Here is a 13,409-nt window from a genome sequence, read left to right on the forward strand (position 1 = left end):
TTATCGCCATCAGCTGATGCCGCCGCGGCGGAAAGTCGCGGTATTTGCCCTTCTGACCGCAGCCGTCGAGGCGCACATAAGCACGCGATGGTTGATTAATTAGCGTACGCTCTCCTTTTAGGTGGTTGCTTGATGCGGTGTCCGTGAAAATTATAGATAATAATGGATTCTATCTATTTTGCTTTGCCGCAAACAGGGAAGTGAACGAACATGCTGGACACAAACAGTTCGACCGAGCCGACCTCGGGAGCCGCCAAGCCCGCCAAAACCGCCTGGAGTCTGGCCGACGCGCAAGAAATCTATAACTTGCCGTTCAACGACCTTCTGTTTCGTGCCCAGTCCGTTCACCGCGCCCAGTTCGACCCCAATGCCATCCAGATGAGCCGCCTGCTGTCGATCAAGACCGGCGGCTGCGCCGAAGACTGCGGCTATTGCAGCCAGTCGGCACATTACCCGACGGGGCTGAAAGCGTCGAAACTGATGGAAGTCGAGCGGGTGCTTGCGGAAGCACGGAAAGCGAGGGACGGCGGCGCGACGCGCTATTGCATGGGCGCCGCCTGGCGCAGCCCGAAGGAGCGCGACATGGAGGCGATCGTCGCCATGATCGGCGGTGTGCGGTCGCTCGGCATGGAGACCTGCATGACGCTTGGCATGCTGACGCCGGAACAATCCGGGCGGCTCGCAGATGCCGGGCTCGATTACTACAACCACAATGTCGATACGTCGGAGCGCTTCTACGGCGAGATCATCACCACCCGCAGTTTTGCCGACCGGCTGGAAACGTTGGCGAACGTCCGCGACGCGGGCATAAAGGTCTGCGCAGGCGGTATTCTCGGCATGGGCGAGACGGCTGACGATCGGATCTCGATGCTGGTGACGCTCGCCAATCTGCCGGTGCCCCCCGAAAGCGTGCCGATCAACATGCTGATTCCGATTCCGGGCTCGAAGCTTGCCGATGCGGCGCCGGTCGATCCGATCGATTTCGTTCGCACCATCGCGCTGGCGCGCATCCTGATGCCACAGTCGCATGTCCGCCTTTCGGCCGGCCGCACCGATATGAGCGACGAGATGCAGGCGCTCTGTTTCTTCGCCGGCGCCAATTCTATCTTCGTCGGCGAGACGCTGCTGACGGCCGACAACCCCGGCGAGGACTACGATGCGGCCCTCTTCCGCCGCCTCGGGCTGAAGCCGATGGCGCTTACGGCAGAACCGGAAGCGGCCGAATGACCGCGGGCCTCTTCGCTCGCCAGGAGAAGACGCTTCATGGCCTCGAGCGCAAGGGGCGTCGGCGCGAGCTCGTCGCCGGGGACGGCATCGACTTCACCTCGAACGACTATCTTGGCCTCGCCGGATCGCCGCGCCTGAAGGCTGCAATTGTCGCAGCGATCGAGCGCGGCGTGCCGGTCGGGGCCGGCGGTTCGCGGCTGTTGCGCGGCAACCATGCGGAACATGAGGCGCTGGAGGCGGAGGCGGCCACCTTCTTTGGCGCGGAGCGAACGCTGTTCTTCGGTAGCGGCTATGCGGCCAATGCCGCCTTGTTTTCGACGCTGCCGCAGCGCGACGACATCATCGTCCACGATGCCCTGATCCATGCGAGTGCCCATGAGGGTATCGCCGCAAGCAGGGCCGGCGCGGTCGCGGTCAAGCACAACGACGTCGACGCCTTCGCCGATGCGATCGGCACGTGGCGCAAGCACGGCGGCATGGGACATCCCTGGATTGCCGTCGAAAGCCTCTATTCGATGGACGGCGACCGGGCGCCGCTTGCGGATCTCGCCGCGATTGCGGCGCGGCATGATGGTTTTCTGGTGGTCGACGAAGCGCATGCGACCGGCGTCTTCGGGCCCGACGGCCGCGGTCTGGCCGCGGAATTGGAAGGCCGACGGAATCTCGTCGTTCTCCACACCTGCGGCAAGGCGCTCGGCGTCTCCGGTGCTCTGATCAGCGCAAATGCGGTGCTCTGCGACTACCTCGTCAACCGTGCTCGCAACTTCATCTATGCGACTGCGCCTTCGCCGCTCATTGCCGCTGCCGTCCGCGAGGCTCTTGTGACACTCGTGGATGAGCCTCGGCGGCGGGCGGAGTTCGATGATCTCAGGACCTGCGCCAATCGCGTGTTCACCGAAACCCTCGGCACCGAAGGCAGCGGCTCGCAGATCCTTCCAGTCCCGGTCGGCGACAACGGTCGTGCCGTGCGGATTGCCGCGCGAATGCGCGCCGAAGGTTTCGATATTAGGGCGATCCGTCCACCGACCGTTCCCGAGGGGACCGCGCGGCTTCGGATCGCGATCACGTTGAACGTCGATCGCCCGATGATCGCGAACATGCTGGAGCGCCTGAAGGTCGCAATGGCGGAGGAGCGGTCATGATGCCCCGTTTCGTCGTCACCGGCACCGACACCGGCATCGGCAAGACGATATTCTGCGCAGCGCTGACAGACGCGCTTTGCGGTTGCTACTGGAAGCCGGTGCAGTCGGGGCTCGATGAAGAGACCGACAGCGAGGCTGTAGCGCGGCTCGGTCGGATCCCGCCCGAGCGCATCCTGCCTGAGACCTATCGGCTGCGAACACCGGCTTCGCCACACCTGTCGGCGCGGATCGATGGTGTGTCGATCGTGCCTGAACATCTCTTGCCGCCCAAGGTCGATCGCCCGCTCGTCATCGAGGGGGCAGGCGGGCTCCTGGTGCCTCTCACCGAGCGGAGCGTCTTTGCCGATGTATTCGCGCGCTGGCAAATCCCGGTCATTCTCTGTGCTCGCACCGGGCTCGGCACGATCAATCACACGCTGTTGTCGCTCGAGGCGCTCCGGCGCCGTGCGATCCCGGTCCTGGGTGTCGTCTTCATCGGCGACGAGCAGGCGGACAGCGAAGCGATCATCGCGGAACTTGGGGAGGTTCGACGGCTTGGGCGGCTACCGCGGCTCGACCCGTTGACGCCGGAACGGCTGCGGCAGGCGTTTCGCGAAAATTTCGACATCGACGATTTGCTGGAGGTGCCGGCATGAGAAACTCCACCGTCTGGTATCCCTTCACCCAGCATGCACTGGAGCCGGCGATGCGACGTGTCGTCCGGACCGAGGGCGCCTATCTCATCGACGAAAACGGGGCGGCGATCCTCGATGCGATCTCGTCCTGGTGGGTCATCACCCATGGCCACCGGCATCCCGCCATCATGGAAGCGATCCGCGCAGCCTCGCAAACCTACGACCAACTGATCTTCGCCGAATATACGCATGCGCCGGCGGAGGACCTGGCGAGCGGGTTGATCGAGATCGCGCCCTCCGGGCTCGCCCATGTGTTCTATTCCGACAGCGGCTCGACCGCGGTCGAAGTCGCGCTGAAGATGGCACTTGGTTTCTTCCACAATCTCGGCCGGCCGCGAAATCGCATCTGTGTGCTCGAACATGGCTATCATGGCGACACGATCGGCACGATGTCGGCGGGGGAAAGGGGCGTCTTCAATACGCCTTACGCGTCGTTGCTCTTCGCCGTCGATCGGCTACCGTTTCCGGAGCCGGGTCGCGAACAGGAGACTCTCGATTCATTCGAGGCGGCCTGTGCCACCGGCGAGGTTGCGGCCCTGTTAATCGAACCACTGCTCCTCGGTGCAGGCGGCATGAAGACCTACCCGGCTTCCGTGCTTGCCGAGTTGAAACGGATTGCCGAACGGCATGGCAGCCTGTTGATCGCCGACGAGGTGATGACCGGATGGGGAAGGACGGGCAGGCTGTTTGCCTGCGAGCAGGCTGGCATCACGCCCGATATTCTTTGCACCTCGAAGGGGCTAACCGGTGGCGCGCTACCCTTGGCTGCAACGCTCTGCACGGCCGAGATCTTCGAGGCGCATCTCTCGACAGATCGACGCAAGACGTTCTTCCATTCGAGTTCCTATACGGCCAATCCGATCGCCTGCGCGGCAGCGCTCGCCAATCTTACCGTCTGGAAAGAAGAACCTGTGCGGGAACGGATCGACGCGCTGGCCGAACGGCAGCGTCGGCATGTCGCTCGCTTCGGCGACGATCCCCGCTTCCGCAATACCCGCCAGCTTGGAACGGTTGCTGCCCTTGATCTCAAGGTTCCGGGAGGCGGGTACCTCTCCGAGGTCGGCCCGCGGCTCAGGGCCTTCTTCCGCGAGCGGCGATTGCTGATCCGCCCGCTCGGCAACGTCATCTATCTGATGCCACCCTATTGCGTGACCGCCGATGAGCTCGACCGGGCCTATGGCGCGATCGACGAGGCGACGTCGCTTTTCGTGGCAGGGCGGCTGTGAGCGCCGCACGGTCGTCGCGGCTCATGGGCTTCGGTCATGCCGTGCCCGAGCGCCGCGTAGCCAACTGCGAGATCGAAGCGAAGCTTGGTCTCGAACCCGGCTGGATCGAGCGTCGTACCGGCATTCGCGAGCGGCGCTGGGTTGAGGATGGCGAGACATTGACGGGACTTGCGTCGAGCGCCGGCGCGGCGGCGCTTGATGATGCCGGCATGCCGCGGGGCGATGTCGCCCTGACCTTGCTCGCGACCTCGACACCCGATCATCTCCTGCCGCCTTCCGCACCTTTGCTCGCCCACCGGCTTGGGCTCACCCGTTCCGGCGCGATCGATCTGGCCGGTGCGTGCTCGGGGTTTCTCTATGCGCTGACGCTCGCTGACGGCTTCGTGCGCGCGCAGGGAAAACCGGTTCTGGTGGTGGCGGCCAATATCCTCAGCCGGCGCATCAATCCTGCGGAAAGAGCAAGCGCCGTTCTCTTTGCCGATGCAGCCGGAGCTGTTGTCGTCGCGCCCGCCGATGACCCGCAGACCGGTTTGCTTGGCGTTGATCTTGCCGCCGACGGCAGCCGCTACGACCTGATCTCGATCGCTGCCGGCGGCAGCAGCCAACCGTTCTCGCCGGGTTTGCTGCCCGAGGATTTCCTGATGACGATGCGCGACGGGCGGGAGATGTTCGCTCAGGCGGTGGAGATGATGACAGCCTGTGCCGTCCGCGCAATGGATGCCGCCGGCTGCAATTCCCAAGAGATCAGCCGCTTCGTGCCGCATCAGGCCAACGCCCGGATCTTTGACGCCGTCTGCGATCGCCTTGCCATCGAGCCTGCAAGAACCGTGCGGACCATCGCGGACTACGGAAATTCGTCCGCCGCGACGATCCCGCTGTCGTTATCGCTGGCGCGGGAAGTGCGGCCGTTCGCTCGCGGGGAGAAACTGTTGCTGACGGCGGCGGGTGCCGGGCTCACCGGAGGGGCTGTGGTGCTGGGCTTTTAGCCGCTGCGAGACGGGTGCGGAAATCGCGCGCAATTTTCGCGCCTCACTTGGGTACGCTCGCGGTCAGGGCGTCCCGGGCGCTGCGCAGGATCCGCGGCGTATGAGGACTGGCTGCAGCTTGTATTCCTCCTGCAGCGCGTGGCTGCCGAGCACGCCGTCCAGCGCCAGCCGTGCGATCTCGTCGATCGGCTGGCGGATCGTCGTCAGGCGCGGCAGCACCAGCGAGGCAAGCGGGATGTCGTCGAAGCCGACGATCGAAAGATCGGTCGGCACGCGCACGCCCATGTCGCCGGCGGCGCGCAGAAGACCGATCGCCTGCTGATCGCTCGCAGTGGCGATCGCCGTCGGGCGCGTTGCTGCCGCTTGTGTCAGCATCTGCTTACCGAGCTCTTCGCCCGAGCGGTAGTCGAAGTGACCTTCGACGACTTGCGGTGCGACGTATTCGCCTGGATGGGTCGTGCGGAATTCCTCGAGCCGCTGCTTGAAGCCATCGCGGCGCTGGCCCGACACTTCGGTCGAACTCGGTCCGCTGATGTAGCCGAGCCGGCGATGCCCGAGTGCGAGCAGATGATCGGCGGCGAGGTAGCCGCCCCGCCTGTTGTCGACGGCAACGAGTGCATGCCCGCTCAAGGGCCGGTCGACGGTTACCGTCCGCGTGCCGGCGACAAGTCCGTCGACGAGACTGTTGCTGACCGGAACGAGGATCAAACCGGCGGGCAGGCGTCCGAGCAGTGTCTCGATCTGCTGCCTTTCCGCCTCCGGGTCGTCATGGGTGTTGGCGAGCAGGACCGAATATCCCTCGGTCGAAGCAAGCATCTCGACGTGCTTGGCAAGCTCGGCGAAGAAGGGATTGGTGATATCTGGCACGACGAGCCCGATGATGTCGGTTTTGGCGAGCCTGAGACTGCGGCCGAGGATGTTCGGGCGGTAGCCGATTGCCTCAATCGTTGCTTCCACTTTCTTCCGGATGTCTTCGCTGACCGTCTTGTTCTTGGCGAGGACGCGCGAAACAGTGCCCACGGAGACACCGGCACGCTGGGCAACATCCTTTATCGTCGGGTTCAAACGGTCGGCTCCAGTCCCATTTTCTGCGTCCGCTGCGGTTAGAAATCATGCAGCAGATCAATGCGTTATCGCAAGCCCCCGGAGTATCGGGTGGCGGCTGGCTTCTTCATCTCAAATCAGAGAATGCCGGTAACAGATAGCGACTTCCAGCACAAATTTCACCGTGATGAAACGTTTCATATTGACAGCAGAGAGATCTTTCGCTCTTCTTGGCGGCAGAAGCGGCTCATTCGCGATGACGCGATGAAACGTTTCATCGATGGTTGGAGGACCGTCGTTTCACCGGAGGAGAACCCATGAAGCTTTCAAGATTCGCATCTATCGTCGCGCTCACTGTTGCCACCGCTCTGCCCACAATCGCGATGGCCGCCGACAAGCCCGTCGTCGGCCTCGTCATGAAGTCGCTTGCCAACGACTTCTTCAAGAACATGCTCGAAGGCGCAGAGGCGCACGCAAAGAAGCGTGGCGACTACGAGCTCAAAGCCATCGGCATGCAGAACGAGACGGATTTCGAGAGCCAGCTGAACGGCGTCGAAAACTTCATCACCCAAGGCGTCGACGCGATCGTCATCGCACCAGCCGACTCCCGCGCCATGGTCGCGCCGCTGAAGAAGGCGATGGACGCCGGCATCGTCGTCGTCAACTTCGACGTCTCGCTCGACGAGCAGGCGAAGAAGGATGCGGGTGTCGACCTCGCCTTCGTCGGTCCCGACAATCGCGGCGGTGCCAAGATGGTTGGCGATGCGCTCGCCAAGGACCTTGGCGCCGGCGGCAAGGTCGTGATCCTCGAAGGCAACCCGGGCGCCGACAATGCGGCGCAGCGCAAGCTCGGTTTTGAAGACGCGATCGCCGCCGGCAAGCTCGATCTGCTCGATTCCCGCACGGCTCATTGGGAAACGGAAGAGGCGAACGCCGTCTTTTCCACCATGCTGACGGCGCATCCCGATATCCAGGGTGTGCTCGCAGCCAACGATTCCATGGCGATCGGGGTGGTCAAGGCGCTCGATGCGGTCGGCCGCAATGACATCAAGGTCGTCGGCTTCGACAACGTGCCAGCGGTCGCGCCTATGCTGAAGGACGGCAAGCTGCTCGCGACCGTCGATCAGTTCGGCTCGGAGATGGCGGCCAATGCGATCGACAAGGCGCTCGCCGTCGTCGCTGGCGGTCCCAAGCTTGAAGGCTGGGTCAAGACCGACATCAAACTCGTGTCCAAGGACGACGTGAAATAGCCCAGAGATTGCTTCTACCGCACCGGGTGTCGCCCGGTGCGGCTTAGGCAGGAACAGCAGACGCGGGATGCGATTGGCTCCCGTTCGGAACTGCTGCGTTTCAAAGGGCTAGATTATGATGAACACGGAATCTGTGCGCGCGGATGCGGCTGACATTTCGACGCCGCCCGTTCTGGAACTGCACGATGTCAGGAAGGCCTTCGGCGGCACCAAGGCGCTGAATGGCGTCAGCCTTTCTATTGCGCCAGGCGAAGTGCATGGCCTGATCGGCGAGAACGGTGCCGGCAAATCGACCCTGATCAAGGTTCTCTGCGGCATCGTCCGTCCGGACGAAGGCGAGATCAACCTTGCCGGACGGCTCTATGCGCCGACGACGCCGCGCGAGGCCAAGGCGAACGGCCTCCAGGTCGTGCACCAGGAATTCAATCTGCTGCCCTATCTGTCGGTGGCGGAAAACATCTTCATCGAACATCTGCCGCGCAATGCACTCGGCGTTGTCAGACTGCAGGAGATGCATGCCGGCGCGCGTGCCGCGCTCGATGCCATCGGGCTCAGCGATATCGACGTGCGTTGGCCGGTCGAGCGGCTCGGCATCGCCCATCGCCAGCTCGTCGAAGTTGCCCGCGCGCTGATGACGGAAAGCCGCATCCTCATACTGGACGAGCCGACGGCTACGCTGACGTCGCGCGAGACCGAGCGGCTGTTCAAGATCATCAACGAGCTTCGCAGTCGCGGCGTTTCGATCATCTTCGTTTCCCATCACCTCGACGAGGTCTTCCGCATTTGCGACCGGGTAACGGTGCTGCGCAATGGCGAGACGGTGTTCTCGCGGCCGATTGCCGAAACCAACCAGGACGAACTGGTGCGCGCCATGGTCGGCCGCAAGCTGCAACAGCAGATGGCGAGCGAAATGGTGTCGTTGGCGCGCCCCGAAGAAGCGCTGTCGCTCGTCAACTTCCGCCATCCGCAATCGCCCCATACTGAGGGCATCTCGCTGCAATTGCACAAGGGTGAAATCCTCGGGATTGCCGGTCTCGTCGGTTCGGGGCGCACCGAGCTCTTGCGCGCGATTGCCGCTGCCGAGCCACCGCTCTCCGGCGCGCTTCGTCTTGAGGGCGCGCCCGTTTCCTTCCGCTCGCCGCGCGAGGCGATCAATGCCGGCATCGGTTTCGTCACCGAAGACAGGAAGGAAGAGGGGTTGATCCTAAACATGCCGATCGCCGCCAATGTCACGCTTGCGTCTCTCTCGGACGTTTCAAGTGCCGGCATCCTCGACAGGAAGGCCGAGATCGCGGTGACGGAGCGGCTCGGTGCCGAGCTCAAGCTGAAATATGGCGGGCCGGGCAGGAATGCCGCGACGCTTTCCGGCGGCAACCAGCAGAAGGTGGTGCTCGCCAAGTGGTTGGCGCGCAATCCGAAGGTGTTGCTGCTCGACGAACCGACGCGCGGCGTCGACGTCGGCGCGAAGGCCGAAATCTATGCGCTGATCCGCCAGTTCGCCGAACGCGGTCTCGCGCTCCTGATCGTTTCGTCCGAACTGCCGGAACTGATGACCCTGTCGGACCGCATCCTGGTGATGTCGCAGCACCGCGTCGTCGGCGAACTGTCGAGGCCGGAATTTTCTGAAGAACGTATCCTGCAATATGCCTACCAGGGCGAGCAGCAACAGGCGAGGCACTGAGATGCAAGCACTCGAAAAGACACAAGCGAGCGATACCGTCGATACGCGCCGGCTGACGGGCTGGTCGCCGAAGGTGCTCCTGCGCGATGCCGGTATCGGCCTTGCGCTGCTGCTTTTGATCGTGTTCTTCTCGGTCAGCACCGAGCATTTCCTGACGCCCAACAACATCTCCAATATCCTGACGCAGATCACCATCAACCTGATCCTCGCCGTCGGCATGACCTTCGTCATCCTGATCGGCGGCATCGATCTTTCCGTCGGCTCGATGCTCGCCTTCTGCGCCGTCGTCGGCGGCACGGTACTGACGATCCCCGACCTCTCTGTGTTTCAGGCAGTAGCCCTCGCGACGCTCGCCGCCGTCGGCACCGGCGTGGTCTGCGGCTTCCTCAATGGCTGGATCAGCGCCTTCTGGGGGCTACCCTCCTTCATCGTCACGCTTGGTATGCTCAACATCGCCCGCGGCGCAGCACTGCAGGTGACGGATGCGCGGACGATCTATTCCTTTCCGCCGAGCTTCAATGCCTTCGGTTCGCAGATGATCTTCGGCATACCCGTGGTCTTCCTGATCGCGCTGGTGCTCGTCGCGATCGCCTGGTTCGTGCTGTCGAAGACGGTGTTCGGCCGGCTGCTCTATGGCATCGGCAACAATGAGGAGGCCGTGCGCCTCGCCGGCCACTCGCTGATGTTCTACAAGGTGGCGGCGTTCACCATCGCCGGCGCGCTCGTCGGCATTGCCGCCATGGTCTACATGGCCCGCCTCAACATCGCCAGCCCGATCATCGGCATCGGCTTCGAACTGAATGCCATCGCCGCAGTCATCATTGGCGGCACCAGTCTCAATGGCGGTCGGGGCACGGTGATCGGCACGCTGCTTGGCGCCTGCATCACCGGCGTGCTCGCCAACGGCCTCATCCTGTTCGGCCTCAGCGACTTCATGCGCCAGATGATAACAGGCGTCGTCATCATCCTCGCCGTCATCATCGACAAATATCGCGAGCGGCTGACGGGCATTTGATCCGGGCGGCCCGCCGCCCGCTCCCAACCAACGAGAAACGTTCATGCGCGCTGCTGGGGCGATAAGGCCCGCATGCATCGCAGTTTCGTGCCCGGATTTCCGTGGCAGAGACAAGCTGAGGAAAGGATAGGCTGATGCTTATGAATGTTGACCCGGCGCTGAATGCGGACGTGTTGCACGCGCTTCGCTCCATGGGTCACGGAGACCGAATCGCACTCGTCGACGCGAACTTTCCGGCCGACACGATTGCCCGCAACACCCGGCTTGGCCTGCCATTGCACATTGCCAATGTTTCGGCTGCGCGCGCAGCCAGAGCAATCCTCTCCGTCATGCCGCTCGATACGCCGCTGCAGCCTCCCGCCGCTCGAATGGCGCCAGAAGCCAAGGCGGGGGAGTTGCCGGATGTCCAGCTGGAGGTGCAGGCCGAAATCGCACGGGCGGATGGCGACGCGCCGAAGATGTACGCGATCGAGCGCTTCGCCTTCTACGAGGAAGCAAGACGCGCCTATTGCGTCATCGTGACCGGCGAGGCGCGCCTTTATGGCTGCTTCCTGTTCACCAAGGGCGTAGTGCCGCCCACCAGCCATTGGGACGAGGCGATGTGACGGAAGTCGGCATCGTTGCTTCCTTGTCGCCCGGCACAAGTGTGGCCGGCCCGCGACTCAGGCAACCGGGATCGCCAAGGACGCTGGTACCTTGACCCAGGCCGCTCCCGTCTGGCCGTGGTGGAAGCCATTGGAAAACGGGACTCCCGGATAGACAGACTCGAGGCGTGCCAGGCTTTCGTCGATGGCGCGCCGGCCGACGATCGCGTCGCCATAGATCTCGGCGACGGCGACCATGTCGCAGTCCTGTGGGGACAGCCGGATCCGGGAGACGCCGGCGGCGGCAAGTTCAGGCAGTTCCTGCATCAGCGCCTGGCAGGTGTGCGACATGGTCTGCACGCCGTTGAGAGCAAGGAAAGGCTGACGGTCGAGCGTCTCGACGGTCAGGCCATCCGTATCCTCGCCGCAGATGAACTGGCAATTGTCCTTGATCAGGCCCTTGGAACGGGCATGGGCGCAGCGCGCCGAGATTGCCAGCGGCACGCGACCGAACGCGAAGATCTCGAAAGCGAGGCTCGGATTGTCCTTGATGATGCCGCGCACCGACGCGATCGGCAGTTCTGGCGGCAGACAGATGCTCGTCGCGCCCCTCGATGCCAATAGCCTGGCGGTTGCGCCGTTATAGACGTTGACCAGCGGACCGACCGAATGCGGCCTGCCGGCAAGCAGGTGCAGCGCGGATAGGTCGTTGGCCTCGATCGGGTAGGTGCTGTCACGCACCAGCCCGCGCACGAGCTGGCTTTCGCGTTCCAGCGTCACCAGCGCCAGCGAGGCGAGGCTCACCTCTTTGCCGGCACTCTCCAGCCGTTCGATGACCTCGCCGACATGCGGCTCGATGAAATGCAGCCGCTTCGAGCACACGGCCTCGCCGATCGTTACATGGGCGATCGGCGCCTCGTCGGCGATGCGGAAATAGAAGTCGCGCCACTTGGGGCCGTCCCAGAGATAATAGACCGGGCCGAGGCTCAAGGCGGGCTTGGATGGGCTCGTAGATGTGGTCATGGGCCGATTACCTCCAGCGCTTCTCATAGGCGCCTGTTGTCGTCTTCTGGCCTTCGCTGAGCGCTTTAAGCCGCGATACCAAACCGGGCCGCTCGGCGGCGCCGGCGGTCAGCGCCCGCCGCATCACCGAGACGACCTCGGCGACATAGGCCTTGCCGCGCTGCCGCCCTTCGATCTTCAGTGCGCTGACGCCCGCGCTGCGCAGCGCATCGATATGGTCCATCACGTCGAGCGAAACCGGATCCTCGAAGGCGTAGCCGCGCTCGTCGGCAATGTCGAAACGTCCCTTGCAGAGCGTCGGATAGCCGGCGGCCTCGCCGGCCGGGAAGCGATTGATCGTGTAGTCGCCGAGCTCGGAGACGAGATCGCGCCCATCCTGGCGGTAACGCACATGGCTTGCGGGCGAGCAGACGCCGTTCATGTTGGGCGACTTGCCCGTGGCGTAGGAAGAGAGCGAACAGCGCCCCTCGGCCATGACGCAGAGGCCGCCAAAGGCGAAGACCTCGATCTCGCAATCGATCTGCTTGGCGAGGCGGGCGATGTCGGCGATCGTCAGTGTGCGCGGAAGCACGACGCGTTTTGCCGCGAAGGCCTCGACGAGGAACCGCACGGCATCGGCATTGGAGGCGGAGGCTTGCACGGAGACATGCAGCCGCTGCTGCGGATGGCGCTCGACCGTGTAGGCCATCAGGCCGAAGTCGGCGAGGATGACGGCATCGGCGCCGAGTGCCACGGCGTCGTCCACCGCCTGGTGCCAGAGCGTCTCCTGGCCGGCGCGCATGAAGGTGTTGATCGCGACGAAGGTCATCACCTTGCGCTGCTTGGCATAGGCAATTGCCGTCCGGAGTTCCTCTCGGGAGAAGTTCAGCCCGGGAAAATTGCGGGCGTTGGTTTCGTCGCGAAAACCGCAATAGACCGCGTCGGCGCCGGCATCGACGGCTTCGCGGAAGGCGGCCGGCGTGCCGGCGGGGCAGATCAGTTCCATTGGGGAGCCTCCTCCTTGACAACACGGCCAAGTGCGCGCTCGCGGATTTCCTCCGTGGCGCGGCGCACGAGCGGTGCGAACGGCCCACTCATCCGCGCAAGATCGCGTGGAAGATCGATTTCGCAATCGTCGAGCGCGTTGCGCAGCGCGAGCATCGCCTCCATGTCGCCGCTGACGGTGAGATCACGCGAGAAGAAGACGGCGTCGCCATCGATGCGGCCTTCGAGCAGCGCCAGCAGCAGGACGAGTTCACCTTCCATGCAGGCATCGGAGGCCGGTGCTCGCCCCTTGCGGTGGACGGAGATGCGCGGCACGGACGGCTCGACGAGAAAGCCGATCGGCAGATCGGAGGGCAGGAAGGCGTAGCGCTTGCTGGCATGGTCGGCCAAGCGATCGAAGAGGCCGGGATGGGTCCCGATCACGCGGGCGAAGACGCGTCGCACCACGCTTTCGATGGCGATGATGGGAACGACGCTGAGAGGTGCGGTGATGGCGAGCGGAAGTGTCATTGTTACCTTTGGGGACTACCTGCGGAGCGACGGAATCGGACGATGCGGCGCATGCTAGTCGCC

Annotated in this window: 14 protein-coding genes; 10 read left to right on the forward strand and 4 right to left on the reverse strand. The window is 63.8% G+C overall.

What is annotated here, in order from left to right:
• Positions 1 to 210: 210 nt before the first annotated feature.
• From bioB to V7S54_RS08185, 5 genes are read left to right on the forward strand one after another with little or no spacing between them, the layout of a single operon-like run.
• Positions 211 to 1,227, forward strand: a complete 1,017-nt coding sequence (gene bioB / locus V7S54_RS08165; RefSeq protein WP_336408173.1) for a biotin synthase BioB — start codon at positions 211 to 213, stop codon at positions 1,225 to 1,227.
• Positions 1,224 to 2,369, forward strand: a complete 1,146-nt coding sequence (locus V7S54_RS08170; protein ID WP_336408174.1) for an 8-amino-7-oxononanoate synthase — start codon at positions 1,224 to 1,226, stop codon at positions 2,367 to 2,369. The genes bioB and V7S54_RS08170 overlap by 4 nt, the downstream gene beginning before the upstream one ends.
• Complete coding sequence (bioD, locus tag V7S54_RS08175) at positions 2,366 to 3,004, forward strand: dethiobiotin synthase (RefSeq protein WP_336408175.1); 639 nt, start codon at positions 2,366 to 2,368, stop codon at positions 3,002 to 3,004. The genes V7S54_RS08170 and bioD overlap by 4 nt, the downstream gene beginning before the upstream one ends.
• Positions 3,001 to 4,269 carry an adenosylmethionine--8-amino-7-oxononanoate transaminase gene (locus V7S54_RS08180; RefSeq protein ID WP_336408176.1) on the forward strand — a complete coding sequence of 423 codons (1,269 nt, stop codon included), beginning with the start codon at positions 3,001 to 3,003 and terminating at the stop codon, positions 4,267 to 4,269. The genes bioD and V7S54_RS08180 overlap by 4 nt, the downstream gene beginning before the upstream one ends.
• The gene (locus V7S54_RS08185; RefSeq protein ID WP_336408177.1) at positions 4,266 to 5,255 is read left to right on the forward strand and encodes a beta-ketoacyl-ACP synthase III; all 990 of its coding nucleotides are present in this window, start codon (positions 4,266 to 4,268) and stop codon (positions 5,253 to 5,255) included. The genes V7S54_RS08180 and V7S54_RS08185 overlap by 4 nt, the downstream gene beginning before the upstream one ends.
• Before the next feature lie 63 nt (positions 5,256 to 5,318).
• On the opposite strand, the gene V7S54_RS08190 is transcribed toward V7S54_RS08185, so the two are convergent.
• The gene (locus tag V7S54_RS08190) at positions 5,319 to 6,320 is read right to left on the reverse strand and encodes a LacI family DNA-binding transcriptional regulator (protein WP_336408178.1); all 1,002 of its coding nucleotides are present in this window, start codon (positions 6,318 to 6,320) and stop codon (positions 5,319 to 5,321) included.
• Positions 6,321 to 6,380: 60 nt separating this feature from the next.
• Here V7S54_RS08190 and V7S54_RS08195 point away from each other — a divergent pair, with 60 nt between their 5' ends.
• From V7S54_RS08195 to V7S54_RS08215, 5 genes are all read left to right on the forward strand, one after another.
• The gene (locus tag V7S54_RS08195; protein ID WP_336408179.1) at positions 6,381 to 6,620 is read left to right on the forward strand and encodes a hypothetical protein; all 240 of its coding nucleotides are present in this window, start codon (positions 6,381 to 6,383) and stop codon (positions 6,618 to 6,620) included.
• Positions 6,617 to 7,549 (forward strand): sugar ABC transporter substrate-binding protein, encoded by a 933-nt coding sequence (locus V7S54_RS08200; protein WP_336408180.1) that lies wholly within the window; start codon positions 6,617 to 6,619, stop codon positions 7,547 to 7,549. The genes V7S54_RS08195 and V7S54_RS08200 overlap by 4 nt, the downstream gene beginning before the upstream one ends.
• Positions 7,550 to 7,667: 118 nt before the next feature.
• A complete protein-coding gene (locus V7S54_RS08205; RefSeq protein ID WP_336408181.1) occupies positions 7,668 to 9,230 on the forward strand; it encodes a sugar ABC transporter ATP-binding protein in 1,563 nt (520 codons plus the stop codon).
• A 1-nt stretch (position 9,231) separates the two neighbouring features.
• Positions 9,232 to 10,245 (forward strand): ABC transporter permease, encoded by a 1,014-nt coding sequence (locus tag V7S54_RS08210; protein ID WP_336408182.1) that lies wholly within the window; start codon positions 9,232 to 9,234, stop codon positions 10,243 to 10,245.
• 134 nt (positions 10,246 to 10,379) lie between these two features.
• Positions 10,380 to 10,850, forward strand: a complete 471-nt coding sequence (locus V7S54_RS08215; RefSeq protein WP_336408183.1) for an RbsD/FucU family protein — start codon at positions 10,380 to 10,382, stop codon at positions 10,848 to 10,850.
• 57 nt (positions 10,851 to 10,907) lie between these two features.
• Here the strand turns inward: V7S54_RS08215 and ubiV are convergent, their stop codons facing one another.
• Genes ubiV through ubiT form a run of 3 tightly spaced genes read right to left on the reverse strand, consistent with a single transcriptional unit; the run spans position 10,908 to position 13,346 of the window.
• Complete coding sequence (ubiV, locus tag V7S54_RS08220; RefSeq protein WP_336408184.1) at positions 10,908 to 11,852, reverse strand: ubiquinone anaerobic biosynthesis protein UbiV; 945 nt, start codon at positions 11,850 to 11,852, stop codon at positions 10,908 to 10,910.
• A 7-nt stretch (positions 11,853 to 11,859) separates the two neighbouring features.
• On the reverse strand, positions 11,860 to 12,837 hold the full coding sequence (gene ubiU, locus V7S54_RS08225) for a ubiquinone anaerobic biosynthesis protein UbiU (protein ID WP_336408185.1): 978 nt from the start codon (positions 12,835 to 12,837) through the stop codon (positions 11,860 to 11,862).
• Positions 12,828 to 13,346, reverse strand: a complete 519-nt coding sequence (ubiT, locus tag V7S54_RS08230) for a ubiquinone anaerobic biosynthesis accessory factor UbiT (RefSeq protein ID WP_336408186.1) — start codon at positions 13,344 to 13,346, stop codon at positions 12,828 to 12,830. Before ubiT ends, ubiU begins: the two co-directional genes overlap by 10 nt.
• Between the last annotated feature and the right edge of the window lie 63 nt (positions 13,347 to 13,409).

It is taken from the genome of Ensifer sp. CCNWLY38 (genome assembly GCF_037120565.1).
GTDB classification, from domain to species: domain Bacteria; phylum Pseudomonadota; class Alphaproteobacteria; order Rhizobiales; family Rhizobiaceae; genus Ensifer; species Ensifer adhaerens_H.

What these genes read in the sequence shown, in the direction of transcription:
- bioB (WP_336408173.1), top strand. Translation starts at nt 211, where the DNA reads ATGCTGGACACAAACAGTTCGACCGAGCCGACCTCGGGAGCCGCCAAG.
- V7S54_RS08170 (WP_336408174.1), top strand. Translation starts at nt 1,224, where the DNA reads ATGACCGCGGGCCTCTTCGCTCGCCAGGAGAAGACGCTTCATGGCCTC.
- bioD (WP_336408175.1), top strand. Translation starts at nt 2,366, where the DNA reads ATGATGCCCCGTTTCGTCGTCACCGGCACCGACACCGGCATCGGCAAG.
- V7S54_RS08180 (WP_336408176.1), top strand. Translation starts at nt 3,001, where the DNA reads ATGAGAAACTCCACCGTCTGGTATCCCTTCACCCAGCATGCACTGGAG.
- V7S54_RS08195 (WP_336408179.1), top strand. Translation starts at nt 6,381, where the DNA reads ATGCGTTATCGCAAGCCCCCGGAGTATCGGGTGGCGGCTGGCTTCTTC.
- V7S54_RS08200 (WP_336408180.1), top strand. Translation starts at nt 6,617, where the DNA reads ATGAAGCTTTCAAGATTCGCATCTATCGTCGCGCTCACTGTTGCCACC.
- V7S54_RS08205 (WP_336408181.1), top strand. Translation starts at nt 7,668, where the DNA reads ATGAACACGGAATCTGTGCGCGCGGATGCGGCTGACATTTCGACGCCG.
- V7S54_RS08210 (WP_336408182.1), top strand. Translation starts at nt 9,232, where the DNA reads ATGCAAGCACTCGAAAAGACACAAGCGAGCGATACCGTCGATACGCGC.
- V7S54_RS08215 (WP_336408183.1), top strand. Translation starts at nt 10,380, where the DNA reads ATGCTTATGAATGTTGACCCGGCGCTGAATGCGGACGTGTTGCACGCG.
- ubiV (WP_336408184.1), bottom strand. Translation starts at nt 11,852, where the DNA reads ATGACCACATCTACGAGCCCATCCAAGCCCGCCTTGAGCCTCGGCCCG.
- ubiU (WP_336408185.1), bottom strand. Translation starts at nt 12,837, where the DNA reads ATGGAACTGATCTGCCCCGCCGGCACGCCGGCCGCCTTCCGCGAAGCC.
- ubiT (WP_336408186.1), bottom strand. Translation starts at nt 13,346, where the DNA reads ATGACACTTCCGCTCGCCATCACCGCACCTCTCAGCGTCGTTCCCATC.